The organism is Devosia sp. (assembly GCF_041917035.1).
Lineage (GTDB): Bacteria > Pseudomonadota > Alphaproteobacteria > Rhizobiales > Devosiaceae > Devosia_A.
On the sequence record NZ_JAYRYM010000001.1, the window covers coordinates 19,499 to 44,693 of the forward strand.

The window sequence follows — 25,195 nt, forward strand, 5'->3', positions numbered from 1 at the left end:
CTTTGCCTTTCATTCTCCCCCTTCCTTCTGGAAAGCCCCTGGGGCGGCGGGAGCCTGGGCGCTGGCGTTATGCCGCTTGCACTTCAGTGGGACGAATGCCGTCGATGTCCAGCGAGAGCGACTCCTCGATCTCGGAGAGCTGCCTGCGCTTGTCGCTGAGCTCGTCCGAGAAGGCGAAAGCGCCGCCCTCGCGCGAGCGATAGGCAGCAAGCCGGCGCTCGGCCTCGGCGAGCCGGTAACGGGCGCGGTGCTGCTCTTCGGCGAGGTTGGCCAGCACATGTTCGAGCTTGGCGATTGCGCCGAGCGGCGTTGTGGTGACGGGCGACTCGATTTCCGTCTTCAAGCCGGTGCGCACCAGCATGGTCGCATAGCGATAGCCGTCCTGGCCGAAGCGTTCGCCGGAATATTCGACATCGAAGCCGCCGATCGAAGCGATGACGGCGTCGCCCGACTGCTGCAGCTGCACCAGGGTGAGGATCTCGGTCATCAGGGCCCGGCCGGCGAGCTTGCGCTCGGTGAACACCGCCTCGCCGACCGTCATTCGGAATGCCTCGCCCGTGGTGGGCACCAGGCGCGCGCGGTCCTGGCCGATCTCGCCGATCCGGCGCGTCGAATATTCGATATCGCGCTCGGCATCCCGGATCTGCCGGCCGATGGCGAACTGATCGTCCTGGTGCGCGGACCGCAGCCGTTCGAGGCGTGCGATGTCTGCTTCGAGTCCGGCCTTCTTCATGAGGCGCGGATCGCCCGAAGCGATCGCCTTGGCCATGGCGAACTGGTTGGCCTGTCCCTCACCGAGGTCTTCGAGCCGGCGAACCGACGTGTCGCCCGACAGCGCCGCGGCGATGAAGCGAGCCTTGCGCTCATTGTTCTGCCACATCTGGGCGTCCATCGAGCCCTCGGTGGCATAGGCGAAGATATCGACGACATCGTGCTGGTTGCCCTGCCGCAGAATACGGCCCTCGCGCTGCTCGATCTGCGAGGGGAGCCACGGCACATCGAGATGGTGAAGGGCCCTGAGCCGCAGCTGGGCGTTGACGCCGGTGCCCATCGTCTCCGACGAGCCGATCAGGAAGCGGACCTTGCCGGCGCGGACGTCACCGAACAGGCGCTGCTTGGCCTCCGACTTCTTGAAGTCCTGCATGAAAGCGATCTCGGACGCGGGGACGCCCATGCCCACGAGCTCGTCGCGGATCCAGCGATAGGCCGAAAAGCCGCGCGTCTTTTCGACATTGATCGTGCCAAGATCGGAGAAGATCATCTGCGCGGCGCCGGTCAACTCGAACGGCTTGCCGTCGGGGCGGACATAGGCGCTGTCGGTCGTCTCCCGCCAGATGCGAAGCGCATTGGCGACGAGATCGTTGAGCTTGTTGTCCGGCTCATTGTCATTGTCGGGATCAACGAGGCGCAGGTCGATCGCGGCGTGGCGGCCGTCGGTGATGACGGAGAGCAGGATGTCGTCGCCGGGCTCCGGCGGCCCCTCGCGCTGCTCGATCGCCTTGATGCGCTGATCGAGGAGGACCTGGTAGCGCTTGAACGCCGCCGAGGGTTTCGACGTCCTGATCTGGCGCGTGCCGGTCGCGAGCGCCGGCACCTTCACATAGGCGCGCAAATCCTCGGGCATGACCACGTCCGCGAAAGAACGGAACATGGCGATGAGCTCGGGCACGTTGACGAAGGTCGCGAAGCGGGTGACCGGCTTGTATTTGCCGTTGGGCTGCAATTCGAGCTCGGTGGTCACGTCGCCAAACGTAGAGGCCCAGGCGTCGAACTCGTGCAGGCCGCGCTCCAATAGCGCTGCGTAGCCGAGGTAACGCTGGACCGAGAACATCTCGCCCAGGGTATTGGTGATCGGCGTGCCGGAGGCCAGCACGAGCGCGCGGCCGGGATTCCTGGTTTCGATGAAGCGCGACTTCACGTAGAGGTCCCAGGCGCGCTGCGAGCCGTTCGGATCGATCCCCTTGAGCGTCGACATGTTGGTGGCGAAGGAGAGTTTTCTGAACTCTTGCGCCTCATCCACGATGATCTGGTCGATGCCGATCTCGGAGATCGTCAGCAGATCATCCTTGCGGGTGGCGAGCGCCTCCAGCCGTTCCTTGAGGCCTTCCTTCAAGCGCTCGAGACGTTTGCGCGAGACGCGGTCGCCGCTCTCGACCTTGGTCAGCAGGACCTCGTAGAGCTCGAGCTCGTCCTGGATCATCTGCTGCTCGAACGCCGAGGGCACGCTGATGAAGCGGAAAGCTGAATGCGTCATGATAATGGCGTCCCAGGTCGCCGTGGCCGCCCGGCTGAGGAAGCGATGGCGCTTGTCCTTGGTAAAATTGGTCTCGTCGGCGACGAGGATGCGGGCGGTCGGATAGAGCGCCAGGAACTCACGCGCCGCCTGCGCCAGGCAGTGGCCCGGGACGACCATCATGGCTTTGGCGATGAGGCCGAGCCGCTTCTGCTCCATGACGGCCGCGGCCATGGTCATGGTCTTGCTGGCGCCCACGGCGTGGGCGAGATAGGTCGAGCCGGCCGAGATGATGCGCCAGATGCCCCGCTTCTGGTGCCGATAAAGAGAAAAGGCGCCAGAGGCGCCCGGAAGAACGAGATGGTCTCCGTTGAACGTTCGCGGGGCGATGTTGTTGAACCGGTCATTGTAGACCCGCGCCAGCCGGTCGGTGCGATCGGGATCGGACCAGATCCAGGTCTGGAATGCCGTTTTGATCTTGGTGAGCTTTTCCTTGGCAGCCTCGGTATCGACAACATTGAGGACACGCCGTTCGCTATCGCCGTCCTTGATGATGTCGAAGATCTGCGGCACGCGGCTGTTGAGAGCGTCGGCGATGAGCTCCCCGGCGTGCCGGCGACCGGTGCCCCATTCGGAGGTGCCGGCCGCCATGTAGCCGAGCTGCCGAGCATCGACCGTCCACGACGCCAGTTCCGGCATGTGATGGATACGGATCTCGGCACCCATCGTCTCCTTGACGAAGGCGACGACGTCCGCCGCCGGAATCCAAGGCGCGCCGAGACGCGCGGTGATGTCGGACGGACCGAGATCGGCGGGCTGCACGCCGACGAGCGCACGGACGTTCCGCTCGAAGGCCGGGTCGAGCGCAGCGGCGGCCTCGGCAGCCTTGAGCTTGTCGCGGACCTGGCCGGAGAGATAGGCGTCATCGGTCTGCCACGCGCCGGTCTCCGGGTCGCGGAAGATGGCGGCGCCCAGATCGGCGATGACGATCTCAGGATCGACATGCAGCAGCTCGGCGATGTGGTCGACATCGACATGGCCGCGCTCGTTCAGCACCACGGCGAGAGCATCGGCCGGGGAATTGATGATCGGCGCAGAAGGCGGTGCGATCACGCGCTCGGTGAAGATCGGGCCAGGCCGCGCCGTGTCGGTATCGAGGTCGTAATCCTCGATCGACGCCACCAGCCAACAATCGGGATCGTCGAGGAAGGGGGCGAGGTTCGGGCGGCGATGCGTCTCGCGGATCTCGCCGCTTTCCGGGTCCTCGCTGGTCGAAACCACCGTAGTGTTGATCGGCCCAAAGGACCTCACGAAGTTGGACCAGGCGATGCGCAGCTTGACCTGGGCCGGCTTCCACGGCCGGTCGAGCTCCTGGGCCTTCAGCACCTCGCGCACCGCGTCGCGGATCGGGATCAGCTTGCGGATGATATGCGCATGCTTGTCCGGGATACCGTCGGCATTGCGGCTCTTGCGCACGGTGATGGTGACCGGCGCCCCATCGACGATCTGCATCAGCGCAGTGTTCTTGCCTATGAAGAAGCTGCCTTCACGGATTCCGGGGCCGTCGGTAGCGAGATCATCGAAGCCGTCCCTGGCATTTGCGGCGTCGGAGTCGACCGGCTCGGGGTCGCCGTCATAGATGGCTTCCGGAAGAAGCGAGACGGCATCACGCAGCGCCTGCGCGAGATCGACGTCTGGATGGGGCAGGCAAGTGTAGGTCTCGCCGAAGGGCCCCGACGTCATGGCGTGCGTGCCGAGCACGAGATCGGGATGGCGGGTGAACCAGCGGTTCACCCGGATTGCCGCATCATCGACCTTGGCAGCCCGAACCTCGTCGGTGTCGAGCCAAGCGACGCCGCCCTCGACCTCGCCGTGCCGGCGCTTGCGGAAGAAGAGAATGTCGACGACGACATCGGTGCCGGCGTCGGCCCGGAAGCTGCCTTCGGGCAGGCGGATGGCGGCGACAAGATCGGCGGTACTGCCGATATGCTCGCGTGCCGAGCGATCCGCCTTGTCCATCGTGCCCGAGCTGGTGACGAACGCCGCGAGACCACCCGGTTTCAACACGTCGATCGAGCGCGCGATGAAGTAGTCGTGGAGGCGGAGGCTCATCGAACGATAGGCGCGGTCCGAGCGCACGGTCCGGTCCGAGAACGGCGGATTGCCGATGACGAGGTCGAAGTTTGCCGGAAGGTCGGCGCGCGCGAAGTCGACATTGAGGATGCGGGCCCGTGGCTGCAGCAGGCGCGCGATCCGCGCCGTCACCGGATCGATCTCCACGCCGGTGACATGCACCTGGTCGCGCAGTGCTGTTGGCATCAGCGCGGGAAACAATCCCGTGCCGATGCCGGGTTCGAGCACCTTGCCCCCACGCCAGCCGAGACGCATGAGGCCCGCCCACATCGCCCGCACGATGAACTCCGGCGTGAAGTGCGCATATTGCGTGCAGCGGGCAAGCGATGCGTAGTCCGCGCCCGACACTGCCTCCTCGAGCTCGGCGCCCATTTCGCCCCAGCCGGCGCGAAAGCCCTCTTCGCCGGGACGGCGGAAAACGGCATTGGCGAGCTCGGAGGCGCCGAAGCCGGTGAAGCGGATAAGCAGCGCCTGTTCCTCCGGCGTCGCCGGCCGGTCCTCGGTCTCGATCTCGGCGGCGAGCCGGATCGCATCGAGGTTGTCGCGGGCCCGGCTCTTCCAGCCCCGGGCCAGACCACGATCGGAGTCGAGGACGAAGTTGGCACCGGCCTCGGTCTTGGCCGCGCGGCGCGGTGACCGGACGGGCTGGGTGACCGGCTTTGGCTCCGGCACGGCGCGCGTCGAGGGCTGCCCGGCATCGTGCTCGCCGAAGCCGAAGTCGCTGCCAAAGGCGGTGACGCCGATACCGAGGCCGGACGACAACGTCGTAGTATTGAACAGGTCGAGGGTGAAGGGATCGTCGTTGGACATGGGAGAAATCCTTGTGTGAGGGGCGCACGCGATCCCCCGGCCGAGCGGGTCGGCCAGGCGATCGATGTCGCGGGGTTGGAGAAGTCAGCGGGTGATCAGCGAGAGCGCGATTTCGGTCTCGGTGAGCACAATGTTGAGATGCGTCGTCCGGAGGTTGTGGTCGAAGAGCGGCAGCAGCCGTTCGGCCTCGACGAACTCGATGCCGTCATCGGCGCCGAAGTGACGGCGCTTGTAGTCCCACCAGTCGATGTCGCCCTTGGGGTGGCACTGCTCGGCATAGATGACGAGCGCGCGCATACCCTCGGCGAGCTTGCCATTGGACATGATGTAGACGCCCTCGTCGCCGACCAGCCAGAGGCCGGGCTTTTCGCCCTCGCCGGGCCGGGTGCCGTAATAGGGGTTGCGGAAGCCGCCATTGGCCGCGGCATCCTCGATGCCGCGCTCGATGACCTTGCGGACCGCCACGATCGGGAAAGTGAACATGATCGCCTCCCTCACGCCGCTGCGCGGATGGGCAGGTGCCTCAGATGCACCGGGAGCTTGGCCGCGATCTCGTCGTCGCTGAGGTCGTCGAGCAGCTTCAGCTCGGTCGTGCCCATGCCATAGACGAGGATGGTGCGCTTGCCGCGATGGTCGGGCAGGAAGCGCTCACCGGCATAGCCACGATATTCATCGTGGGTGGCGCTCCAGACATGCTCGAGGCGCTCGACCCGCGTCATCGCCTTCACCGGCCAGGATTCGCGCGCGACAATGGCGTCGCGCATCTCGACCGGCGAGCGCGAGTGCAAGAGGTCGCAATAGGCGTGGAAGTAGCGCGTCCTGCCGTCGATCCTGAGCGTGTAGAACACGCTGGTGACGCTCTCGGTGAGGAACTCGCGCATGGCGAACATCTCGCCGCGCATCCAGAGCGGCGGCAGCAGGTCGAGCATGTAGTCGTGCTCGGCGCTGGCGATCTCGAACCACTCACCGGCGAACAGTGCGCTGTCGTCATGCTCCCAGCGATTGGGCCGCTGGGCGTGGCGGTCGAAGAGGCGGAACATCTGCCGGCGATCGGCAACGCCGAAATAGATCTTGCGGATGGAAGACTGGGTCATAGGGAGGCTCCTGGCCATTTGCGGGCCGGAGCGCGGTTCATCCCCTATGGATCACCTTTTCTTCGGCCCTTCCGGACCCCTCCCGCGCGGCCGCCTCTCCGTCCGGGCGGGTCAAGGGCCGGCGCAGCCGGGCGAAGCTTCACCCTTGAGGCGACCGGCGGGCATGCGGCACTCGGTTTGCCTCCGGCTTTTCTCCTCCCTCCGTCCTCATTTTCAGATCGGCGTTCCAGTCGTCCGCAGCCGGACGCAGCCGCTCGGCGCTGCATCCGGACTCCTCGGCGATCGCTAGGAGCCGGCCGGCATAGACGTCGCCTTGGGTGTTGTTGTCGGTGGCGGCGACGAGCTTGACCTGAGTCTTGGAGGCACGCGCGCGGATCGCCGCGTCGGTCGCCGGCGACCAGCCGCCGCCGGTGCTGAGATAGAGCGTGTCGGCGCGAAGATCTTCGAGCGCGGCGAGGCTCATGGCATCGATCGCCGCTTCGGTCACACAGAGGCGCTGCGCATCGGGAGTGCCGAGCCGGAACAGCACCTTGGCGCCGCCGGTAGCAAAGCCGCGCCAGTCCGGCCCGCGCTCTTCCCAGCCCGTGACGGCGCCACCCTCATCAAGATGCGCCGCCCACATCGAGCCGCGTGGGCCTTCGCGCAGAACATTGGCGCTGATTGCGGCCCTGATGATGCGCTCGGGGAGACGGCGGGCTTCGGCGAGATAGCGCCAGGTCGCCGATCCGCGCCACGGCTTGCGCCGGGCCTGCCAGCGTTCCGGGATCGACAGGTCCGGCTCGCGTTCGCGGGACTCGCGCTGCCAGACCGGCTCCGACGGCACGAAACCGACGAGGCCCGCGACATCGTTCATGGCGTCGATGAACGGCACGCCCTCGAGATGCTCGACCAGGCGAAACACGTCACCTTTGCCGTCGCCGAGTGGATCGAACCAGCCCTTGCCCTCATGGATGACGATGATGATCGATGCGTCGCGCCGATACTTCATCGCCTTGCGCGTGCTCTCCTTGAGGTCGAGCGCAAACCCGGCACGCTCCAGCACCGCAGCACAGGGCACCTTGTCCTTCAGCTCTTCCAGTTCCGCTTTTTCCATTCTTCCTCGCGCGGCCTGACGCGCTCCCCTTCTATTCGATTCCACCTCGCACACGCATGGGCAGGACCCGAAGGCCGCGAAGAGCAAGGCGGGCAAGGGCGCGGTCTGCAACCCGGCGTTAGTGACGGGTTGCGCCCGCGGCGGGAGCTTCCCTTGCCGGGCGCAGCGCGCAAGCGGCACAGCACATCACCGTCAGGGTCGGTGGCGCTCCTCCTCCGCAACCACGGCACGCACGACGTCGATGTCCATCCCCGCAAGCGGCGCGATCCGGGCGACTTCGGCGGCCACCTTGGCCCAGTGGTAGAACGCAGCTCTATCGTTGCGAACCCGGGCCCTCGCGGCGCGCCTTTGGGCTTCGTAGTAGGCGTTGTGCATGTCGGCTTCGGCGAGGGCACGGGCGTCAGCTTGCCAGCGGCGGCGGATCGACCGCCTTCGCTCCACCCATGTGCCGATTGCCGCAAGCATGATGTTTCCCCTTGCTCGCCGGTTGCTCCACCTTCTGCGTCAGGGATGGACGCCCGTCAGGGCGAAGACCCTCTCGCGGGGCTTCGGCTTTGCCGACAGCCCGGCTCCGCGAGGAGGACGCCCACCTCGCTAGATACCTCAAGCCGGGACGCGCAGCTATCGTTTGACTCTCGGCAACCGGGTGGTATGCGGCCCAAGGTGACGGCAGCTTCTGAGGTCCATAGTCGCGTGGCAAAGACAGATCAAACCGTCCTCGATCTGCGGATCGTCATCGAGAACCCGGTCATTGGCGTGCTGCATAGTCTTCAGGCAGGGGATGACTCGCCGCTCGATCCGAAACGTTCGCGCGAAAGCGAGGCGCTCGTATTCGATTTTCCCATCCGGGTCGGTCCTGGCCCCAAGTTCTTCGGCGATCAGGTACGCCGCGAAGGCCCGGTGCGGAGATTTGTCTATGTGCGTATCGGCCAATCGGCAGGTGATCCCTTCTCGCCCTGGTCCCGCCGGATGAAGATCGACATCCACGACATTGCACCCGAGCTGCTCGATCGCGCGGCCAATGAGGGGGCCGTCATCGAAACAACCGTCATCGGCACCGACAAGGACGGCACGCCCGCCTGCGCCACGGTGCGACCGACGGGACGGCGCATGGTCGAGCGTTGAGGGCGACCGGGTGCGCGTTCAAGCCCAAACGCACACCATGGGACCGAGGCTTTGACTTTCCGGATGATCTCGTCTCTGTTTTCCGACGTGCCGGGAGGCAGAGCGGAGCAGTCGATGTCGACAATGAACGAGGGAAGCCCGATGCCCGAGGCGGAGAAGCCTGATCTCACCACGCTGACCGTGCAATTGCTGAGTGCCTATGTCTCGAACAACGCGGTGCCGGGCGATGCGCTCGCCGCTGCCGGAAGGCTCGCTCGCGGTTGAAACGGTGCGGCCAGGCTCCGACTAGAGCGGCGACGACCAGCTCGCGCAGCCTGAGAGCCTCAGGAATTCCGGCGCCGGGAAGACATGCACTCGCCGGATCAGCTCGGGTGGGAGCGGCCGTTTGATATTGTCCTCGACGTGCATCGCTTTCGGACTGCGAGTTCCGCGGGCGACGACGAAGCGCTGGCCGATATTCATGGCCAAGCGCAGACCTCGATCGCCGCCACACCATGCGAGGGGAATTTCCGCTTCTACGATGGCCGGGCGGCCGATGCCGGCGATCACCTTGCCCATCTCGGGTTGCCGGTCATGGGAGTTGTAGACGGCCTCGCCGCCCCAGTAGCGAAGGAGGTCACCGATGCCGCCTTCGCCGGCGATTGCCGGCGGAAAAAAGCAGAACCAGAGCATGCCAGCACGATAGCGTTCGCCGGCCTGGTTGGCGGTCTTGAGACGTTTACCGTGTTCGACCGAGATGAGGCGGTGTTGGATCGCGGCATCGACGCGCCGGGAAACGAGATCCACATCGAGGAGAGCCATGCCTCGGCTCCGGATGTCCTCAATTTCGTGTTCGGCCAGTCGCGTGCAGTGCCAGCCCACAATGCTGTAGGGCTCGAGGGCATCGACGATAGCGTAGATCGCGGCATCAAAGCGATCGCTCAGCGGTCCGACCTCGCGGGAGCGCAGCGCATCGTGGCAGGTCTCGAGCACGTCAACGAGATCGGCCGGCCAGTCCTCCGGACGATCGAGGTCGATGAGGATGCGCTGCGAACACGTCATTCCGCCCCGCCGGTCGCCGCGGCGGCCGCGGCCGCCTTGACCTTGTCGGGCTGATGCCTCGCCATCAACACGCCGAGGATCGTCATCGAGGTCAGGCGCGAAACACGGAAGAAGGCATCGCAGACCTCGTAGTAGACGCTCTCGTCCTGCTTGGGATCGGTGCCACTGATCGCCATGGTCGCGATCTGCGTTGCGGCGTCGGTTTCCGTGATGGCCGTAAAGAGGTGGCGGAAGCTGAGATGGACGAAGTCCGAGGTCTGCTCGTAAAGCGGCTCGATCCAGGGATGCTCCTCGGCGAGCTTCTTCTTCAGAAAGGCGTCGGTGAGACGTTCAGGCTTGCCGCCGCCGGCGGCGGGAGTGGACATCAGCCGATCGAAGGTACGCTCACCCTTGAAGATGCGCTGCACATCCGTTTCGAGATTAGCCATCATCCTCAGGCCATTGATGCGCATCGCGGTGTCGATCTGGGTGCGCAGGAGGACCGTCGCCGATGGGAAGTTTCGTGCTGCGATGAGGGTGCGGAAGGCAGTCGACTGGGAGAGCGTGCGCTGTGTGGCGCCCAAGATGAAGAAGTCGACGATGTTGATGGCGCCCTTGGGCAGGATGGCGTGGGCCTTTTCGACCAGCTCGGCCTCGAGCTTCTCGATGGCGGCGAGCCGCTGCTGCAACGATGGCGGCTGATCAGTCTGCTTCTCTGGCATGGCCCCCACTGCTCTCCCGCTCTAGCTCGCCGAACGGCGGTCTTCGCCGAAAGCAGCCTCGGCCTCAGCCAGACAGCGATCCCAGAACGCGACCGCTTCGTGAATCTGCGGCAGAATGAAACGGCCATTCGCGTCGCGGAGATCTGCCGCTTCCAGGGTCGTCACGATTGACGTCATACCAGGCATCGACGGGTCAGCGACGATTGCCGGCGAGCTGAAGCCGATGTCGCGGAGCTCGAGACCGCCCTTGAACTCCTTGAGCAGGTCGTTGCGTCTGGGTTCGATGAAGCTCCGAAAGATCGGCACGCGTTTCCATTCTGCCCATTTTCTATTGCCCCACACCTCGCGCTCGGAAGTGTCGCAGTCGACCTTTTCGAAGACATGGCCGACCGACCTGAGCAGCGCTATGATGGCGATGTACTGCGATTGGAACACGATGAGCGGTTGCATCACGCTGTCCCGCCGCTGAAACCGGGCGACGAGACTGTTGATGAAGTCGAGTTGCGCGCGCGCGGCCAGCATCGTCACAATGCCCTGAAGGCGGACTCGATGTCGGCGGCGGGCGTGCTGTTGTCGAAACTGTGCAGCACGGCGCCGGTCTGCGTGCGGTCCCTGATCTCGATCTTCTCGTTGTCGTGGTTGTAGGCGAACACATAGGTATTGGCACCGATCCTGGCCCACAGCATGTTGGCCGGGCTGCCGGCGAAGCTGCGGATCCTTATGGAATCGGGTTCGCCGCGCCAGATGATGCCGCCAAGGATGGCGAGCGCGATGCCTTTTACCTGGCCGGCATGGTGCTCGGCCCGGCCCATGACGCCCTCGGCGTAGGCATGTAGTTCCGCAACGTCCTTGGCTGTGATGGCCACGCTAACCTCCAGCAATACTGTGGCGGCACTGTCGCCGACTCTTCGCGAGCGCCTATCTAGTTCATCTGAAGTCGCGCGTCTTTACCCTGATCGGTTCGACCTTCAACGTGGGATCGACCATGTCGTGCGGCCGGAAACCTTTGGGCAGGCTGCGCGGGTCGATCCCAGGACCGCCGTGATGGGCCTCGTCCCCTCGGCCGTGCGGCAATGGAAAGGCGGAATCGCGATTGCCAACGCTGGCGAGCTCGGCCGAGAGATCGGTGACGGTATTGGCGACGAGGTGGACGACGTCGCCCTCCCGCTGGATGCGCCCACGCACGGCGAGCATCGAAGCCGACAGCATTGTGCGCCGGAATTTCTCGAAAACTTTCACCCAGACCACGATGTTGGCGGCACCGGTCTCGTCTTCCATGGTGACGAACATCACGCCCTTGGCCGAGCCGGGCCGCTGCCGGACGAGGACGAGGCCCGCAGCCTCGAGCCAACGGCCGTCACGCGCCGCCATGGCCTGGGCACAGGTGACGATGCGGCGCCGGCTGAGGCCGGCCCGCAGGAAGGTGACCGGGTGTTCGCGCAGCGTGAGCCCGACATGACCATAGTCTTCGACGACTTCGCGGCCGGCCACCATGGGACGCAACGAAACGGAGGGCTCGATCCGCTCGACAATGGTGCGCCGCTCGCGCTCCGATGCGGCGGCAAACAGCGGCAGTGGGTCGTCATGGAGACCCTTCAATGACCAGAGCGCCTCACGGCGCGCCAGGCCGAGTGAGGGACGGAAGGCGTCGGCCTCGGCGAGTTGCACCAGCGAGGCGGCGGGCACGCCGGCGCGGTGCCAGAGATCGCCTGCGGATGCAAAAGGTTCGTCCCCGCGTGCCGCGATGATGGCGGCGGCATCGTCATTGGCCAAACCCTTCACCAGGCGCATGCCGAGGCGCACCGCGAAACGGCCGTCCTCGCCCACGGGCTCGAGCGTGCAATCCCAGCGGCTCATATTGATGCAGACAGGACGGATCTGGACACCGTGACCGACCGCGTCGCGCACGATCTGCGCCGGCAGGTAGAAGCCCATCGGCTGCGAGTTGAGCAGCGCCGCACAGAAGACATCGGGATGGTGGCACTTCATCCACGACGAGGCATAGGCGATCAGCGCAAAGCTGGCAGCGTGCGACTCCGGAAAGCCATAGCTGCCAAAACCCTCGAGCTGCTTGAAGGTGTTGGCGGCGAAGTCCGGCGTGTAGCCGTTGGCGATCATGCCGCCGATCAGCTTGTCGCGGAACTTGCTGACGCCGCCGGTGTGCTTGAACGTCGCCATGGCGCGGCGCAGCTGGTCGGCTTCGCCGGCGGAAAAGCCGGCGCAGACCATGGCTACCTGCATGGCCTGCTCCTGGAACAACGGTACACCCAGCGTCTTGCCGAGCACACGCTCGAGCTCGGGAGTCGGGAACTCGACCGGCTCCCTGCCCTCCCGCCGGCGCAGGTAGGGATGCACCATGTCGCCCTGGATCGGCCCGGGTCGGACGATCGCGACCTCGACGACCAGATCGTAGAAGGTTCGCGGCTTGATGCGCGGCAGCATCGACATCTGCGCCCGGCTCTCGATCTGGAAGACCCCGATGGTGTCGGCCTTGCGGATCATCGCATAGGTCGCCGGATCCTCGGCGGGGATGGTGGCGAGGTCGAGGGTGACGCCCTTGTGCTCGGCCAAGAGGTCGAAGCTCCGCTTCATCGCGGTGAGCATCCCCAAAGCCAAGACATCCACCTTCATGAATTTCAGGATGTCGATATCGTCCTTGTCCCATTCGATGACCTGGCGATCGACCATGCGCGCAGGCTCGATCGGCACCAGCTCGTCGAGCCGGTCGTGGGTGAGGACGAATCCACCCGGATGTTGCGATAGGTGCCGCGGCGTGCCTTCGAGCTGTCGGGCCAGCTCGAGCGTTAGGGTCAGGCGCCGATCGGCGAGGTTGAGATTGAGCTCGCGGGCGCGGGTCTCGTCGATGCCTTCGCCGTGACCCCAGACCTGCGAGGAGAGCAGCTTGGTGACGTCTTCGGGCAGGCCGAGCGCTTTGCCGATGTCCCTGACGGCGCCCTTGGTGTGATAGCGCACCACGGTCGAGCAGAGCGCGCTGTGATCGCGGCCATAGGTCTCGTAGACCCACTGCATGACGATCTCGCGCCGCTCATGCTCGAAGTCGACATCGATGTCGGGCGGCTCCTTGCGCTCCTGGCTGACGAAGCGCTCGAACAGCAGATTGTTGCGGTCCGGATCGATGCTGGTGATGCCCAGCACATAGCAGACCGCCGAGTTGGCGGCCGACCCCCTGCCCTGACAGAGAATGTCCTTCGACCGCGCGAAGGCCACGATGGCGTTCACGGTCAGGAAATAGGGCGCGTAGCGCAGCGTCTCGATCAGGCCGAGCTCGTGCTTGAGGAGGCCCACCACCTTGTCCGGCACGCCTTCGGGATAGCGGCGCGCCGCCCCTTCCCAGGTGAGCTTCTCGAGCGCCTGCTGGGCGGTGAGGCCCGGCATGGTCTTTTCTTCCGGATATTGATAGGCGAGTTCGTCGAGCGAGAAGCGGCATTGCTCGGCGATCGAGACCGTTCGCGCCAGGGCCTCCGGATAGCGGCTGAACAGCCGATGCATTTCCTCGGGCGGCTTCAGGTGCCGGTCGGCATGGCGCTCGCGCCGGAAGCCGGCATCATCGATGGTGATGTTGTGGCGGATGCAGGTGACGACGTCCTGCAGGATGCGGCGTTCCGGGTGATGGAACAGAACATCGTTCGTAACCACTGTGGCGACACCCATCTGTGTCGCCAGGTTCGCCAACTCGTGGATACGCAACTGGTCATTGGGGCGCCGGCGCAAGGTGAGCGCGACATAGGCATTCCTCCCGAACGCATCCCGCAGACGGCGCAACTGCATGGCGCAGGTATCGTCGGCGACGTCGGGCAAGAGGACGGCGATCAGGCCTTCGCCATAGGCGATGACATCGGCCCATTCGAGATGGCAAAGGCCCTTGCCGCCGCGCGACTTGCCGAGCGACAGCAAGCGGCACAGGCGGCTATAGGCCGGCCGATCCGTCGGATAGACGAGCAGCGACATGCCGTCGGCGAGATCGAGGCGGCAGCCGACGATCAGGCGCACGCCGGTCGCCTTGGCGGCCTCGTGTGCGCGCACGACGCCGGCGAGGCTGTTACGATCGACGACGGCGAGCGCCTTGATGCCGAGCAGCGCCGCCTGCGCGAACAGCTCATCACAGGAGCTCGCACCGCGCAGGAACGAGAAGTGCGAGGTGACCTGCAGCTCGGCATAGCGCGGCCCGCTCATGCGAAGATCCCGTGCAGGAACCATTTGTGCGAGCCCGTCGCCGGATCCTCGCCGTCGCCGGCGCGATAGATCCAGAAGCGCTCGCCGCCCTCGTCCTCGACCCGGAAGTAATCCCGCACCGATGTCGCCTCGGCCTGATGCAGCCACCACTCGCCGAAGATGCGCTCGGGACCGTCGGCGCGGACAACGCGGCGGCGGACTCCGCGCCAAGTGAACCAGACCGGAGGATTGTCCGGAAGCAGCGCCATGGTGTCGATCGGCTCGGGCGGCGTGAGCAGACGCGACGGCCGCGGCCACTCGCCTCGCCAACTGGCGCCATCGTCCGGCGCGGTCAGCGCGACGCGTTTGACCGAGCGCTCAGGCAAATCGCTTTCGACCGGAGCGAAACGATAGAGCCGGCTGGATCCCAAGCGATTGGCGATGACGTCGATGAGATCGGAGATGTCCGGGTCTTCCGGCTCGATAAGCGAGGAGATGGTCTGCCGGTCACGCAGCGGCTCGGCCAGCGTCGCGGTTAACGACATCAGCTCGATGCCGAACCCGGGATCCACGGTCTCGATGCGGTCGGTGAGGAGCCGGGTCAGGCGGCGCCCCTCGCGCACCGGCGACGCCGTGCCGACGCGGATAGCCTCGATGCGGTTGTCGACCCGATGAAATAGAAGGTCGAGCCGCCGCGCGCCAAGCCCCTGATGTTCAAGCGCGGCGCAGAGCTGGTCGACGAGCCTGGCGGTGTAGCGCGCGATGGTTTCGGCAGCGCCGATCGGCTCGCCGAAGGCGCGGCGAACCTCGATCAGCTCGGGCGACCGGACGGGCTCGAAGGGCTCGGGAGCGCGGCCCATCACCTGGTCGAGGCGGCGCATGAGCTCGGGGCCGAAGCGATGCGTGAGCGGCGCCTTCGGCGTGTCCTCGATGTCGCCGATCCGCTCGAAGCCGAGAACATGAAGGCCCTCGACGATCGGTGCAGGCAAGCGCAGCGCGCGGATCGATAGATCCCGCATGGCGGGCGCGGCCTGCCCGGGCGGGATGATTGCGATCGGTCGTGCGAGGAACCGCGCCGCGGCATGGGCGGTGCCCCAGGCATCGGCTACCGCCGCCCGGGCGGCGATGCCGGACGCTTCCATCCGGTCGACCAGGCTGGTGAGCATCGCCGCCTCACCCCCGTGCAGATGATCGGCGCCGCCGGTGTCGATGATGAGGCCATCCGGCGGATCGGCGGCAACGATCGGTGCATAACGCAGCGCCCAGAGAGCAAGCCGGTCGAGCGCAGCCCCGTCTTCGGCCGGATCGAGCTCGAGGTTGACGAGACCGGGAACGAGGACCTGTGCCTTGCTTGCCGGCATGCCGATGCGCAAGCCCGCCTGTCGTCCTGCAGCATCGAGGGCGAGGACCTCGCGGCGGCGGCCCTGCCGACCGAACAAAACGATCGGCGTATCAGCGGATGGCGCCGAGGCGCCGAGCTTGCGGCGCAGCCGATCGGTGGGCCAGGTCGGCAGATAGAGCGAGACGACCCTTGGCATCTGGGGCTTCCACTTCAAAGTCTGCGCTCTCGCCTGCCCTGATGCGCAGCAATTCGAGCCGCCAGCGAGGGCGGCCGACGCCGGGAACCGGCAAAGGTCGGGAGGAGAGAGCTGAAACCCGCCAGCGGCTGACCGCGGCGGTCGGTTGTCCAAAATCGGTGGCTTCGGTCTGGCGCCGCCACCGGCGAATAGCGATGCCGAGCGTGCCGGAGACCTCGGCGGCAAGCTGCAGGCGGCGCGAGCTCGTCATCGGCAGGCGCGCGACCTCTGCCACCACGGCGCCGAGGCCGCCATGGCGGAGACCTTCCTCGAAACAGGCGAGGACCGCAGCCTCGTCGCCGGCCTCAACAAAGATCACCCGGCCGGGCGGTAGACCGGCGTGGGCCAGGGATGGGGCAAAGAGGTCCTGCCGCGTAACGCACCACAGGACACGCCCACGCGTCCGGGCGGCGATGCCGGCGGCCCAAAGGGCAGCCGCGGCGCCATCGACGGCGCCATTGGCGCCGCCGGCGACTTCATGCAGCGCCCCGAGGGCCAACCCGCCTCCCGGCAGCACCCTGTCGATCTCGCGGACGCCGAAGGGCAGGACCTCGCGCCGGCGTGCAGAGCCGCCCTCGAGCCGCGCGATACGGTCCCGAAGTTCGGACAATGCAAGGCTGCTCGAGGACATGGCCATGCCCGCGCACTTCTCCCAGTTTTGATATGTTCTATTTTTGTTCTCTATCGGGTAAGAGTCAATCCGGGCGAATCGTTCCCCGGCAGAGTGCCGTCCAACCCTGTCGGCACAAGGCAAAATCTGGGATGCTGCGTGCGGATATCTACAAGCGAAATGTGGTCATGAAAGGCAGCGCGACACGTCGGGCAGATGATGGCGCGGATCCGGCGCAAGCCCGGGTGCGCAAGATCATTCACGTCGACATGGACGCCTTCTATGCCTCGGTGGAACAGCGCGATAATCCCGAGCTGCGTGGCAAGCCGGTGGCGGTCGGTGGCTCGGCGGCCCGCGGCGTCGTCGCGGCGGCAAGCTACGAGGCCCGTGCATTCGGCGTGCGCTCGGCGCTTCCCTCAGTGACCGCCAGGCGCCGCTGCCCCGACCTCATCTTCGTCAAGCCCCGATTCGAGGTCTATCGGGCGGTGTCGGCACAGATCCGCGAGATTTTCGCCGAGCACACCGATCTCATCGAACCGCTGTCGCTCGACGAGGCCTATCTCGACGTCACCGAGAACAAGCAGCACATCCGCGTCGCCACCGAGATCGCAACCGCGATCCGAGCCCGGATCAAGGAAGTAACCGGGCTCAACGCCTCGGCGGGCATCTCCTACTGCAAGTTCCTCGCCAAGATGGCGAGCGACTTGAACAAGCCCAATGGCCAGGCGGTCATCACGCCGGCCATTGGAGCAGATTTTGTGGCGCGACTGCCGGTCAAGAAGTTTCACGGCATCGGTCCAGCGACGGCGGCCAAGATGCAGGGGCTCGGGATCGAGAGCGGCGCGGATCTGCGTGGCCAGACCTTGCCTTTCCTGCAGGAGCATTTCGGCAAGGCGGGCGCCTGGTATTACGCCATTTCGCGCGGCATAGATGATCGTCCGGTTCAGCCCGACCGGCCGCGCAAGTCGGTCGGCGCCGAGGACACGTTCGCCGCGGACCTGTTCGAGTTCGACTTGGCAAAAGCGGAGTTGGTGACACTGGCCGCCAAGGTTTGGCGCTATTGCGAGGAGCGCGGCTTCTCGGGTCGGACTGTGACCTTGAAGGTGAAATATGCGGACTTCCAGATCATCACCCGCAGCAGAACCGTGCATGCGCCGATCCGCAGCGAGGACGAGCTGCGCGAGCTCGCGGACGGATTGCTCGAAGCAACCTTCCCCATCCCGAAAGGCATTCGTCTGCTGGGCGTGACGCTGTCGTCGCTGCTCGTTGGATCGAACGTAGAAAAACCGCAGCTTTCGCTGTCGCTGTAGCTATCCGTCTGAGAGTGGCCCCTCCTCTTGAGGGAACCGACGATTTCAGGCCCGACGGTAGAAGAGCACTCGACCGGCGGGGACGAGCTGCAGCAGATAGTCGAAATCGCCAACATTGGCGGTAAGGACCGCGAAGCCGAGCTTTTGCGCCTGCAGGAACAGGACACAATCGTGAAGGGCGCGCAGCCGCGCGTCCTTCTGATAACCCTGCAGCCGGCACAGCATGCCCGAAAGCAGCGCGGCCCGCGCCAGCACGTCGGCATCGGGAGTGAAGGTGCGATGTGCCGGCATGGCATCGACAAGAACACCGATCTGCTTGACGACGCCCTTGGTCCGCGGATCGGCGGGATCGAGTACGCCAACCGTGTGCATCAGCTCCTGGATCGCGATCGTCGAGTGGTTGGCCACTCGGAGACTCAGGAGCTCTGCAACGGAATCGGGTGAATGGCCTTGCAAACCATCGATATAGACGCAGGTGTCGAGCAGCAGGCCGTGCCCGGCGCCAGGGTGATCTCCGATAAAGGGCAGGTCTGCATCGTTCCGCCGCGACAGGGTGCGACCGGGATCGAGCCGCCCCCATCGAACCGCGGCATCGAAATCGAAGGCGGCCACCTCAGAAGCCGAGCTTCAGAGACGGATCGACCGTTCCACGCACCTTGTCGAAGGCTTTGCTGAACTCGTCCTCGAGCGCCACATTGGCAAGCGCGAATTCGATGAGATCGGTATCGGTGCTGATCCCCGTCTGCTTCTTGGCTTGCTCCAGCAGCGCCGGGCTGATGCGCCCGCCGATGCGCGCGCTCTTTTCGCCGAGCAGTCCGGACTTCTCGGCGGCGGACAGTACGGCCTTGCGGCGCGCCGGATCGATGAGGACGAACCTCCCCGTCTTCGCCACGCGGCCGAGCTTCGTCTTACGGCTCTTGATCGGAGAGCCGCTTGTGCCGGCGCGGGCAATCGTGGGCTTGCTGGTCTTCGCCATTTTGCTCTCTCGTGTTGAACGTTTTTGACTTCTGTCCAACATAGCATCTGGGGCGCTGAATTCAAGGCAGGTTCGGTCGCATCGCCACGACAAACACGTCCTTCCCTATCAGCTGACATAATCGTCGTGTACGCTTTACTTGCCGGCTCCAGATGGGCCGTTCGACTCTTGCAGTTCTGGGGGAAGTGCATGCGAAAAGAAAAGAACGGCATCAGCGTTCACGCAATACCGGGCACTCACACTGTACTGTTCGGAATGGACGCAACCGAAGAGGCGCGACGAGGCCTGCTTGGGTTTGCTCTGGGCAAGCGCAAACCGAGCGGCAACATCGTTTGGATGAATGGCTTCAAGGTGTTCGAGGAGACCTATCCCAATCCTGAGCCCGGCATGCTCAAGCCGACCAACGAGCATCCGATCCAGGATTTCCAGTGGTCGGACTACAACGCCGAACCCGGCGGTGAGGCGGCTGACTATGTCATCCGCCCTCTCTATGGCGCGCCCGCCGAACTAGTGCCTGGCGCCGACATCGAGATGACCGTTGCGACGCTCAACGCGCCGGGCGCACGCCACCATGTGTATTTCAACCGCGGCACCGTGCCGGGACAGGCCTTCGCCCGGCAGTTCGGCAACACCTATCCCAGCGACGACGAACAGCGCGATCCGGGCAATGCGAAGGTCAAATGGCTTAGTCGTGGCCTCCTGGAAGCGGCGCTCGATTTTATCGGGCGCGCGAGTGGCCCGGGGTTCGAACTGAAGGTCGCCGCCTATGAGTTCACATATTTTCCTTTCCTGGCCGCGCTTGGGGAGGCCGCGTTGCGGGGCGCGAAGGTCAAGATCTGCGTCAACACCGGCGATCGCCGCAGCAATGGCGATATCTACCAGGATGAGACCAGCCTCGGTAACTGGACCGCGATGCTGGATGAGAACCTCAAGAAGCGCCTCGGCAGCACGCTGCCCTCGATGGGCAGAAAGGGCTTGACGCTCTATCCTCGAACATGGTGGGCAGGCATCCCGCACAACAAGTTCATGGTGCTCGAGGAAAACGGGCATCCGGTCGCGGTCTGGACCGGATCGACCAACTTCACTCCATCCGGGTTTCTCGGACAATCGAACCTGGCTCACGTGATCGAGGACGAGGGCCTGGCGCGCTCCTACGCCCACTACTGGGAGACGCTGGCGGGCGACCCGTCGCCAGCGGATCTCAGCGGTTTCAACACGCGCGAGTTTCCCGATCCGAACCCTCTCGCCGCCAGCGAAGTTCGTCCGATCTTCTCGCCTCGCGCAGAGGGAATCCTGGGCTGGTACTCCGGCCAGATGGCGCAGGCCGAAAAGGCTGGGTTCCTGACGGCGGCCTTTGGCATCTCGGAAGAGATCGGTGCGGCCTTCACCGGGGACAGTAACATCCTGCGTTTCGTCGTCGCCGAGAATTCAGGTCGGACCGACAAGGCCAAGGCGATCATGATGGCGATCGAGAAGGACCGCGACAACATCGTCGCGATGGGCGCCTTGCTGGTGGAAAAGAGCATAAAGGCGGGTTTGGAGGGCGAGGCCCTCGACCGCTGGTTCTTGCGCGAAGAACGTCACCGACGGCAGGGAAACATCTTCTACATCCATACCAAGATGATGATGATCGACCCGTTCGGACCAAAACCGCGCGTCTTCTCGGGATCGGCCAATTTCTCGTCGGCCTCGGTGACCGACAATGACGAGAACATGCTGCTGCTCTCGGGCGAGTGGGCGGCCGAAGTGACGCCGGTGCTGGTCAACGAGTTCATTCGGTTGCACCGCCACCTTTATTTCAGGACGACCGCGCTGAAAGTGGCGGGCTCCGGCGGCGGTAGTGCGAGGGAGGCCGCGCTGCTCACGCCGGACGATAGCTGGCAGAAGGATCATTTCCTGCCCGGGCGGCAAAAGCATCGCAAGCGCGAGCTCTTCCGATAGGCATCTGGCCCGTCCGTCTGGTCCCTCCAGCGGATGGGAGGGTTGCCTACGCATGCGCTCCCCGAGGCATCGAGCGGCGCGGTTGGCCTCGTCGCCGCTCGCTGTGATCAGGGCTGACTGCCTGCCTTGAGAATGCCCGTCCGGCCGGGATACTGGGCCTTCGGATTCTGGCGCCACCAAAATTCGACCGTCACCGGAATGTGCCACTTCTTGGCAAGGCGTTCCACCTCCTTCCACGCGTCGGAAGCCGACTGGCCCTGCACCGAAATGCCCAGGTGCGGATGATACTTGAATCCCTCATCCTCGAACTGAACGGCCTTGGCTGGTATCCCCAACTCGCGAACGAGCTTCTCGCCGTCCAATCCCTTGGCCTTCAGTTGGGCGATCGTTGTCAGAAGGACGGACGACCACCGCGGGCTTGGCACAGCCTTCCCGTTGATGGTCGCCGACAACGGCTTGGTGAACGCCAGACCGGGCGCGACATCGAACTGCATTGCGCCGCCGCTCGTGACCACCGCATCGGCGGGCTCATCGTCACGCTCGAGTCCGAGCTGGTCCATTGTCTCCCTTATGACGCGATCAAGCGTCTCAGCGGGCGTCTTGGTGCCGAACCAGCTCGCCATGAGCTTGAGATCGGAAAATGTGGCATCGCTTATTCGCACAACCGGCATCATGAGAATCTCCTATCTTCCTTCGATAGGCAATATGTTACATATCCGGACCAAGGATACAAGGGGATATGTAACATATTTCTGCCTTTCACCCGGAAGGCTGGTTTCAGCAGTCGTTGAAAAGGCAGCGGAGAGTGAAAGGGGTTGCCGAATTTCAGTAGATGACATATTTTCAGCAAATGCTGAACACGGTCGAAGAACTGAAAACCATGGAGAAGGACGCTGCGGAGGCCCTAACGGGACTCCTGCAAAGGGTCCCGGCTCTTGTGGTCGAGGATGTCGAACTCGAGCGTGCTGACGGCCCCGGTCGCGGGGCCGATTTCTTGGCCCACGTCGCTGTCGGCGGCCGCCGACACACGTTGGTCTGCCAGGTCAAGTCGAACGGTCAGCCCCGGCACGTTCGCTTAGGCTTGCTTCAACTGCGTAACTACACTGCGCATTTCGATAGAGAAGCGGTGCCGATCTTCGTCGCTCCATACCTCTCCCCGGAGGCTCAGGCGCTTTGCAACGACTACAAGGTCGGTTTCCTGGACCTTGTTGGCAATGCCCGCATTATTTTCGACAGTGTTTTCATCGAGCGGCAGGTCGACAGCAAGCCGAGCGCGGAGCGACGCGAACTCAAATCCCTCTTCAAGCCCAAGTCTGCGCAGGTGCTCCGGGTGCTGTTGCGAGATCCAGACAAACCATGGCGCGTAGCGGACCTTGCCGAAGCGTCAGCGGTAAGCCTTGGCCACATCAGCAATGTGCGAAGCGCACTAATCGACCGGGAATGGGCAAGAACGTCGTCCGAGGGAGTGACGTTGACCGACCCCGACGCGTTGCTGGACGCGTGGCGCGAGGCCTACGAGTCGCCCGTCGGTCGGCGGCTGCGATTTTATTCGGCGCTTCACGGGAGCGGCTTCGACACCGCGGTGCGCGGAGTCCTTGGTGCGCAGCCGGAAGGTGGATGGGCGATACTCGGGTCTTTCTCGGCCGCCCAGTGGTTGTCACCTTACGGGCGAACCAGCACGCAATTCCTCTATGCCGACGATGATGGCCTCGTGCGACTGCAGGAGGCGATAAAGCTGTCATCGGCGTCAAAGGGGGAAAATGTCGTTGTCACTTTACCGAAGGATGCAGGCATCCTCCGCGATGCCGTCGAGCCTGTGCCGGGAGTTGTCTGCACGAGTCCGGTGCAAACCTATCTCGACCTGGCAGCCGCCGGCGAACGGGGACGCGAAGCTGCTGAGCACCTGCGTCGGGAGAAGCTCGCATGGCGCCCGTAACTCCCGCAGAGCCGCAATCGGCGACTGATTACGATGATCGTACCACCTCGGCCGTCAAGGCTGTGCTGATTGAAGTTGGCCAGATACTGGGCAGCTTCCGCGGTAAGTTCGCGGTCGTCGGGGGCGCCGTGCCGTGGCTCCTGCTCGGCAGCGAGGATATGCCCCATGTCGGGACGCTCGATGTCGATCTCAGTCTCGACGCGGAGGCGCTGGGAGACGGTGAATACACGACGCTGATCGAAGCGCTTAGAGAACACGGATACGAGCAGCGTGCCGAACTAAGGCGATTTCAGCTTGTGCGGCAGGTTCCAGCGGCCGATGACGGCGGTCCGATCGACATCATCGTCGATTTTCTGATGCCGCGGGACGCGGAAATCGTCAAGAACGTGCCGCCCCTGATCAGCGACTTCGCCGTGCAGCGGGCCGACGGCGCCGATCTAGCATTGCGCTTTTACCAGATGGTCGCGATTGCCGGTCCGATGCCAGGGGGCGGCACAAACCGCGTGGAGATCGCCGTCTGCTCGATCCCAGCCTTGCTCGCCATGAAAGGGCATGCCCTCAACGGTCGGCACAAGCAGAAGGACGCATACGACATCTACTACTGCGTTCGAAATTATCCCGAGGGCAGCGAGGCGCTCGCTCTGGCATGTCGGCCACTGTTGGAACACGCCAGCGGCGCGCGAGGCTTCGGCTTCATTGCAGAGAAATTCGACACCGTCGACGGCTACGGGCCGACTTGCGTCAGGCAGTTCGTCGAACAGACCGATATTCTAGGCGATCGCACGCCCGACCAATGGCAGCAGGATGCTTTCGGACAAATCGACGCCTGGCTGCGCGCACTGAGGTTTCGGGGCTAAGGAAATGTCGGCTGCACCCGAGCGCGACAAGGTCACCGTTTCAGATTTGTCCGACCTCATTGCCGGGGCAAACGAAAATCTCGGTGTCGAGTTCAAGGCCTGGATGGACACGACAGATCCTGAGCACAGAGCGAAGCTCGCGCGCCATATTGCGGCGCTTGCCAATCACGGCGGGGGTTATCTCGTCTTCGGTATCGACGACAAGACGCGCAGGCCCCTCGGCGCCACCGATCTGCCCCCTTCCTCGTTCGGCCAGGATGCAATTTCGGCGATCGTGAAGAGGTACCTCGAACCGCGCCTGCAGGTTCTCCTGCAGGGCGCCGAGTTTGAAGGCGTGACCTATCCGGTTGTCGTTGTCCCCTCACACGGAGCACGGCCCGTTGTGGCGATCGCGGATGGGCCACAGGGCGCCAATGGCAGACCTGTCGGCATCTCGCAGGGCACGGTCTACGTGAGGGCGGCCGGCCCCGAGAGCGTGCCGATCCGTAGCTCCGATGATTGGAACACGCTTCTGGAGCGTTGCCTGTCGCATCGCGCCGATCTCTTGGGAAGCATCCTCCGTCAGTCGATCGGCGGGCGGTCGCAGCCGGATTCGCGAGTTCTCGAACTGCTCGTCGCGGCGGTCACTGAGACGGCCGCCGATTTCACCGCACAGACTCGCAGCCTCACGGAGCGGACCGACGCAAAATACCATGCACAGATATTGCAGGCGGGCGAAAACTATTCAGCCATGGGGTACGCCCTGGTCGATGCGGATGGCGATCCAATCAGCATCGAAAGCCCGCGAACGCTGAATGATCGCGTCTCGGTGGCGATGCACCAATATGCGTACTACGGCTGGGGTTCGTTCCTTCCTCTTTCGGTGCCGGAACGCGCGCCTCAGGTTCGCATGTCGACGTTGGGCGGGAGGGAGACCACGTACCTTGAAGGCATGCGCGTGGAAAACACGGGCTTGATCTCGAGTGCCTTCGACTACTGGCGGATCTATGAGTGCGGCATCGCGGTGAGCGTGGAGTCGTTGCGCGACAACTGGTCAAGAGAAGGCCAGCCATCTCCGCCCAAGCATCTGACCCCCTTGTGGATACTCGTCGCCATTCATTCGCTGCTGGCCCATGCCCGTCTCATGGGTCAGGAGCTGCCAGGAGTGGCCCAAGTAATCGTCCGGATGGATTGGCGCGGGCTCAGCGATCGCATGTTGATGTGGGACAATTTCCGCGTCGTCGCTTCGACCCCATACCGCGACGATCGCTTCGCGCGGACCATACCGCTGCAATGGGCCGAGCTCCGCGATGATTACTTCGGAGCGCTTCGTCGGGTGGCGCTTCCGTTCATGAACCTGTTCGCGACACAGGGCTGGTTTCAGCCCGAGAGCTGGCTCACGCCGGACGCCGTGCAAAACGAGTTCAAGAGGCTCGAGATGCGTTCGATGAGACTGTTCGACGACTGATTGTCGCCGGACTTCATTTGTTTTCGTGGCTTGGAAAAGGAGACTTTCGCAAGTTCGCCGCGGACGAGAAGATGGGAACAAGCACTTGCGGTCTAGACGTTTGCTTTCGGGCATAGTCTTATTCGATGCAAAATCGCA

General features: G+C 64.4%; 22 protein-coding genes. 7 read left to right on the forward strand and 15 right to left on the reverse strand.

Translation table 11 applies throughout. From position 1 onward, the window contains the following. Positions 1 to 67 precede the first annotated feature (67 nt). The 5 genes from ACE3TU_RS00090 to ACE3TU_RS00110 all read right to left on the reverse strand — a co-directional run bounded on the left by ACE3TU_RS00090 (position 68) and on the right by ACE3TU_RS00110 (position 7,828). Complete coding sequence (locus ACE3TU_RS00090; protein ID WP_374618585.1) at positions 68 to 5,176, reverse strand: N-6 DNA methylase; 5,109 nt, start codon at positions 5,174 to 5,176, stop codon at positions 68 to 70. 84 nt (positions 5,177 to 5,260) lie between these two features. Further along, positions 5,261 to 5,659, reverse strand: coding sequence for a DUF3085 domain-containing protein (locus tag ACE3TU_RS00095; protein WP_374618588.1), 399 nt, complete (start codon positions 5,657 to 5,659; stop codon positions 5,261 to 5,263). Positions 5,660 to 5,670: 11 nt separating this feature from the next. Further along, positions 5,671 to 6,270: a DUF1419 domain-containing protein gene (locus ACE3TU_RS00100; protein WP_374618591.1), complete on the reverse strand. Its 600-nt coding sequence runs from the start codon at positions 6,268 to 6,270 to the stop codon at positions 5,671 to 5,673. Between the two features lie 139 nt (positions 6,271 to 6,409). Beyond that, on the reverse strand, positions 6,410 to 7,363 hold the full coding sequence (locus ACE3TU_RS00105; RefSeq protein ID WP_374618799.1) for a DUF3991 and toprim domain-containing protein: 954 nt from the start codon (positions 7,361 to 7,363) through the stop codon (positions 6,410 to 6,412). Between the two features lie 192 nt (positions 7,364 to 7,555). Continuing rightward, positions 7,556 to 7,828, reverse strand: a complete 273-nt coding sequence (locus ACE3TU_RS00110) for a hypothetical protein (protein WP_374618594.1) — start codon at positions 7,826 to 7,828, stop codon at positions 7,556 to 7,558. A 228-nt stretch (positions 7,829 to 8,056) separates the two neighbouring features. On the opposite strand from ACE3TU_RS00110, the gene ACE3TU_RS00115 reads away from it, so the two are divergent. Next, on the forward strand, positions 8,057 to 8,488 hold the full coding sequence (locus ACE3TU_RS00115) for a DUF5990 family protein (protein WP_374618596.1): 432 nt from the start codon (positions 8,057 to 8,059) through the stop codon (positions 8,486 to 8,488). A gap of 114 nt (positions 8,489 to 8,602) precedes the next feature. After that, a complete protein-coding gene (locus tag ACE3TU_RS00120) occupies positions 8,603 to 8,752 on the forward strand; it encodes a hypothetical protein (protein WP_374618599.1) in 150 nt (49 codons plus the stop codon). A gap of 21 nt (positions 8,753 to 8,773) precedes the next feature. Here the strand turns inward: ACE3TU_RS00120 and ACE3TU_RS00125 are convergent, their stop codons facing one another. The 7 genes from ACE3TU_RS00125 to ACE3TU_RS00155 all read right to left on the reverse strand — a co-directional run bounded on the left by ACE3TU_RS00125 (position 8,774) and on the right by ACE3TU_RS00155 (position 16,617). Further along, complete coding sequence (locus tag ACE3TU_RS00125; protein ID WP_374618602.1) at positions 8,774 to 9,529, reverse strand: hypothetical protein; 756 nt, start codon at positions 9,527 to 9,529, stop codon at positions 8,774 to 8,776. Further along, positions 9,526 to 10,230: a hypothetical protein gene (locus ACE3TU_RS00130; RefSeq protein ID WP_374618605.1), complete on the reverse strand. Its 705-nt coding sequence runs from the start codon at positions 10,228 to 10,230 to the stop codon at positions 9,526 to 9,528. The genes ACE3TU_RS00125 and ACE3TU_RS00130 overlap by 4 nt, the downstream gene beginning before the upstream one ends. A 21-nt stretch (positions 10,231 to 10,251) precedes the next feature. Then, positions 10,252 to 10,752: a hypothetical protein gene (locus tag ACE3TU_RS00135; protein ID WP_374618608.1), complete on the reverse strand. Its 501-nt coding sequence runs from the start codon at positions 10,750 to 10,752 to the stop codon at positions 10,252 to 10,254. A gap of 2 nt (positions 10,753 to 10,754) precedes the next feature. After that, positions 10,755 to 11,096 (reverse strand): hypothetical protein, encoded by a 342-nt coding sequence (locus ACE3TU_RS00140; RefSeq protein ID WP_374618611.1) that lies wholly within the window; start codon positions 11,094 to 11,096, stop codon positions 10,755 to 10,757. Positions 11,097 to 11,157: 61 nt separating this feature from the next. Beyond that, positions 11,158 to 14,424, reverse strand: coding sequence for an error-prone DNA polymerase (locus ACE3TU_RS00145; protein WP_374618614.1), 3,267 nt, complete (start codon positions 14,422 to 14,424; stop codon positions 11,158 to 11,160). After that, a complete protein-coding gene (locus ACE3TU_RS00150; protein ID WP_374618802.1) occupies positions 14,421 to 15,941 on the reverse strand; it encodes a DNA polymerase Y family protein in 1,521 nt (506 codons plus the stop codon). The genes ACE3TU_RS00145 and ACE3TU_RS00150 overlap by 4 nt, the downstream gene beginning before the upstream one ends. Further along, complete coding sequence (locus ACE3TU_RS00155; RefSeq protein ID WP_374618617.1) at positions 15,856 to 16,617, reverse strand: ImuA family protein; 762 nt, start codon at positions 16,615 to 16,617, stop codon at positions 15,856 to 15,858. Before ACE3TU_RS00155 ends, ACE3TU_RS00150 begins: the two co-directional genes overlap by 86 nt. A gap of 161 nt (positions 16,618 to 16,778) precedes the next feature. Here ACE3TU_RS00155 and dinB point away from each other — a divergent pair, with 161 nt between their 5' ends. Continuing rightward, positions 16,779 to 17,900: a DNA polymerase IV gene (gene dinB / locus ACE3TU_RS00160; RefSeq protein WP_374618805.1), complete on the forward strand. Its 1,122-nt coding sequence runs from the start codon at positions 16,779 to 16,781 to the stop codon at positions 17,898 to 17,900. A gap of 45 nt (positions 17,901 to 17,945) precedes the next feature. Here dinB and ACE3TU_RS00165 read toward each other — a convergent pair whose 3' ends face one another. Together ACE3TU_RS00165 and ACE3TU_RS00170 are read right to left on the reverse strand one after the other, a co-directional pair. Next, entirely contained in the window at positions 17,946 to 18,512 is a 567-nt protein-coding gene (locus ACE3TU_RS00165; protein WP_374618619.1) for a type II toxin-antitoxin system VapC family toxin, read from the reverse strand. Between the two features lies 1 nt (position 18,513). Further along, a complete protein-coding gene (locus ACE3TU_RS00170; protein ID WP_374618622.1) occupies positions 18,514 to 18,876 on the reverse strand; it encodes a hypothetical protein in 363 nt (120 codons plus the stop codon). Positions 18,877 to 19,065: 189 nt separating this feature from the next. Here ACE3TU_RS00170 and ACE3TU_RS00175 point away from each other — a divergent pair, with 189 nt between their 5' ends. Next, positions 19,066 to 20,817: a phospholipase D-like domain-containing protein gene (locus tag ACE3TU_RS00175; RefSeq protein WP_374618624.1), complete on the forward strand. Its 1,752-nt coding sequence runs from the start codon at positions 19,066 to 19,068 to the stop codon at positions 20,815 to 20,817. A gap of 107 nt (positions 20,818 to 20,924) precedes the next feature. On the opposite strand, the gene ACE3TU_RS00180 is transcribed toward ACE3TU_RS00175, so the two are convergent. Next, positions 20,925 to 21,491 (reverse strand): T4SS efffector SepA family protein, encoded by a 567-nt coding sequence (locus tag ACE3TU_RS00180; RefSeq protein WP_374618627.1) that lies wholly within the window; start codon positions 21,489 to 21,491, stop codon positions 20,925 to 20,927. Between the two features lie 158 nt (positions 21,492 to 21,649). On the opposite strand from ACE3TU_RS00180, the gene ACE3TU_RS00185 reads away from it, so the two are divergent. Genes ACE3TU_RS00185 through ACE3TU_RS00195 form a run of 3 tightly spaced genes read left to right on the forward strand, consistent with a single transcriptional unit; the run spans position 21,650 to position 25,057 of the window. Beyond that, a complete protein-coding gene (locus ACE3TU_RS00185) occupies positions 21,650 to 22,753 on the forward strand; it encodes a type IV toxin-antitoxin system AbiEi family antitoxin (RefSeq protein ID WP_374618630.1) in 1,104 nt (367 codons plus the stop codon). Then, entirely contained in the window at positions 22,741 to 23,610 is an 870-nt protein-coding gene (locus ACE3TU_RS00190) for a nucleotidyl transferase AbiEii/AbiGii toxin family protein (protein ID WP_374618633.1), read from the forward strand. The genes ACE3TU_RS00185 and ACE3TU_RS00190 overlap by 13 nt, the downstream gene beginning before the upstream one ends. Before the next feature lie 4 nt (positions 23,611 to 23,614). Further along, positions 23,615 to 25,057, forward strand: a complete 1,443-nt coding sequence (locus ACE3TU_RS00195) for a helix-turn-helix domain-containing protein (RefSeq protein ID WP_374618636.1) — start codon at positions 23,615 to 23,617, stop codon at positions 25,055 to 25,057. The last annotated feature ends 138 nt before the right edge of the window (positions 25,058 to 25,195 follow it).

What these genes read in the sequence shown, in the direction of transcription:
- ACE3TU_RS00185 (WP_374618630.1), top strand. Translation starts at nt 21,650, where the DNA reads ATGACATATTTTCAGCAAATGCTGAACACGGTCGAAGAACTGAAAACC.
- ACE3TU_RS00180 (WP_374618627.1), bottom strand. Translation starts at nt 21,491, where the DNA reads ATGATGCCGGTTGTGCGAATAAGCGATGCCACATTTTCCGATCTCAAG.
- ACE3TU_RS00110 (WP_374618594.1), bottom strand. Translation starts at nt 7,828, where the DNA reads ATGCTTGCGGCAATCGGCACATGGGTGGAGCGAAGGCGGTCGATCCGC.
- ACE3TU_RS00175 (WP_374618624.1), top strand. Translation starts at nt 19,066, where the DNA reads ATGCGAAAAGAAAAGAACGGCATCAGCGTTCACGCAATACCGGGCACT.
- ACE3TU_RS00105 (WP_374618799.1), bottom strand. Translation starts at nt 7,363, where the DNA reads ATGGAAAAAGCGGAACTGGAAGAGCTGAAGGACAAGGTGCCCTGTGCT.
- ACE3TU_RS00135 (WP_374618608.1), bottom strand. Translation starts at nt 10,752, where the DNA reads ATGCTGGCCGCGCGCGCGCAACTCGACTTCATCAACAGTCTCGTCGCC.
- ACE3TU_RS00120 (WP_374618599.1), top strand. Translation starts at nt 8,603, where the DNA reads ATGTCGACAATGAACGAGGGAAGCCCGATGCCCGAGGCGGAGAAGCCT.
- dinB (WP_374618805.1), top strand. Translation starts at nt 16,779, where the DNA reads ATGAAAGGCAGCGCGACACGTCGGGCAGATGATGGCGCGGATCCGGCG.
- ACE3TU_RS00155 (WP_374618617.1), bottom strand. Translation starts at nt 16,617, where the DNA reads ATGGCCATGTCCTCGAGCAGCCTTGCATTGTCCGAACTTCGGGACCGT.
- ACE3TU_RS00090 (WP_374618585.1), bottom strand. Translation starts at nt 5,176, where the DNA reads ATGTCCAACGACGATCCCTTCACCCTCGACCTGTTCAATACTACGACG.
- ACE3TU_RS00150 (WP_374618802.1), bottom strand. Translation starts at nt 15,941, where the DNA reads ATGCCAAGGGTCGTCTCGCTCTATCTGCCGACCTGGCCCACCGATCGG.
- ACE3TU_RS00170 (WP_374618622.1), bottom strand. Translation starts at nt 18,876, where the DNA reads ATGGCGAAGACCAGCAAGCCCACGATTGCCCGCGCCGGCACAAGCGGC.
- ACE3TU_RS00125 (WP_374618602.1), bottom strand. Translation starts at nt 9,529, where the DNA reads ATGACGTGTTCGCAGCGCATCCTCATCGACCTCGATCGTCCGGAGGAC.
- ACE3TU_RS00190 (WP_374618633.1), top strand. Translation starts at nt 22,741, where the DNA reads ATGGCGCCCGTAACTCCCGCAGAGCCGCAATCGGCGACTGATTACGAT.
- ACE3TU_RS00130 (WP_374618605.1), bottom strand. Translation starts at nt 10,230, where the DNA reads ATGCCAGAGAAGCAGACTGATCAGCCGCCATCGTTGCAGCAGCGGCTC.
- ACE3TU_RS00100 (WP_374618591.1), bottom strand. Translation starts at nt 6,270, where the DNA reads ATGACCCAGTCTTCCATCCGCAAGATCTATTTCGGCGTTGCCGATCGC.
- ACE3TU_RS00195 (WP_374618636.1), top strand. Translation starts at nt 23,615, where the DNA reads ATGTCGGCTGCACCCGAGCGCGACAAGGTCACCGTTTCAGATTTGTCC.
- ACE3TU_RS00145 (WP_374618614.1), bottom strand. Translation starts at nt 14,424, where the DNA reads ATGAGCGGGCCGCGCTATGCCGAGCTGCAGGTCACCTCGCACTTCTCG.
- ACE3TU_RS00095 (WP_374618588.1), bottom strand. Translation starts at nt 5,659, where the DNA reads ATGTTCACTTTCCCGATCGTGGCGGTCCGCAAGGTCATCGAGCGCGGC.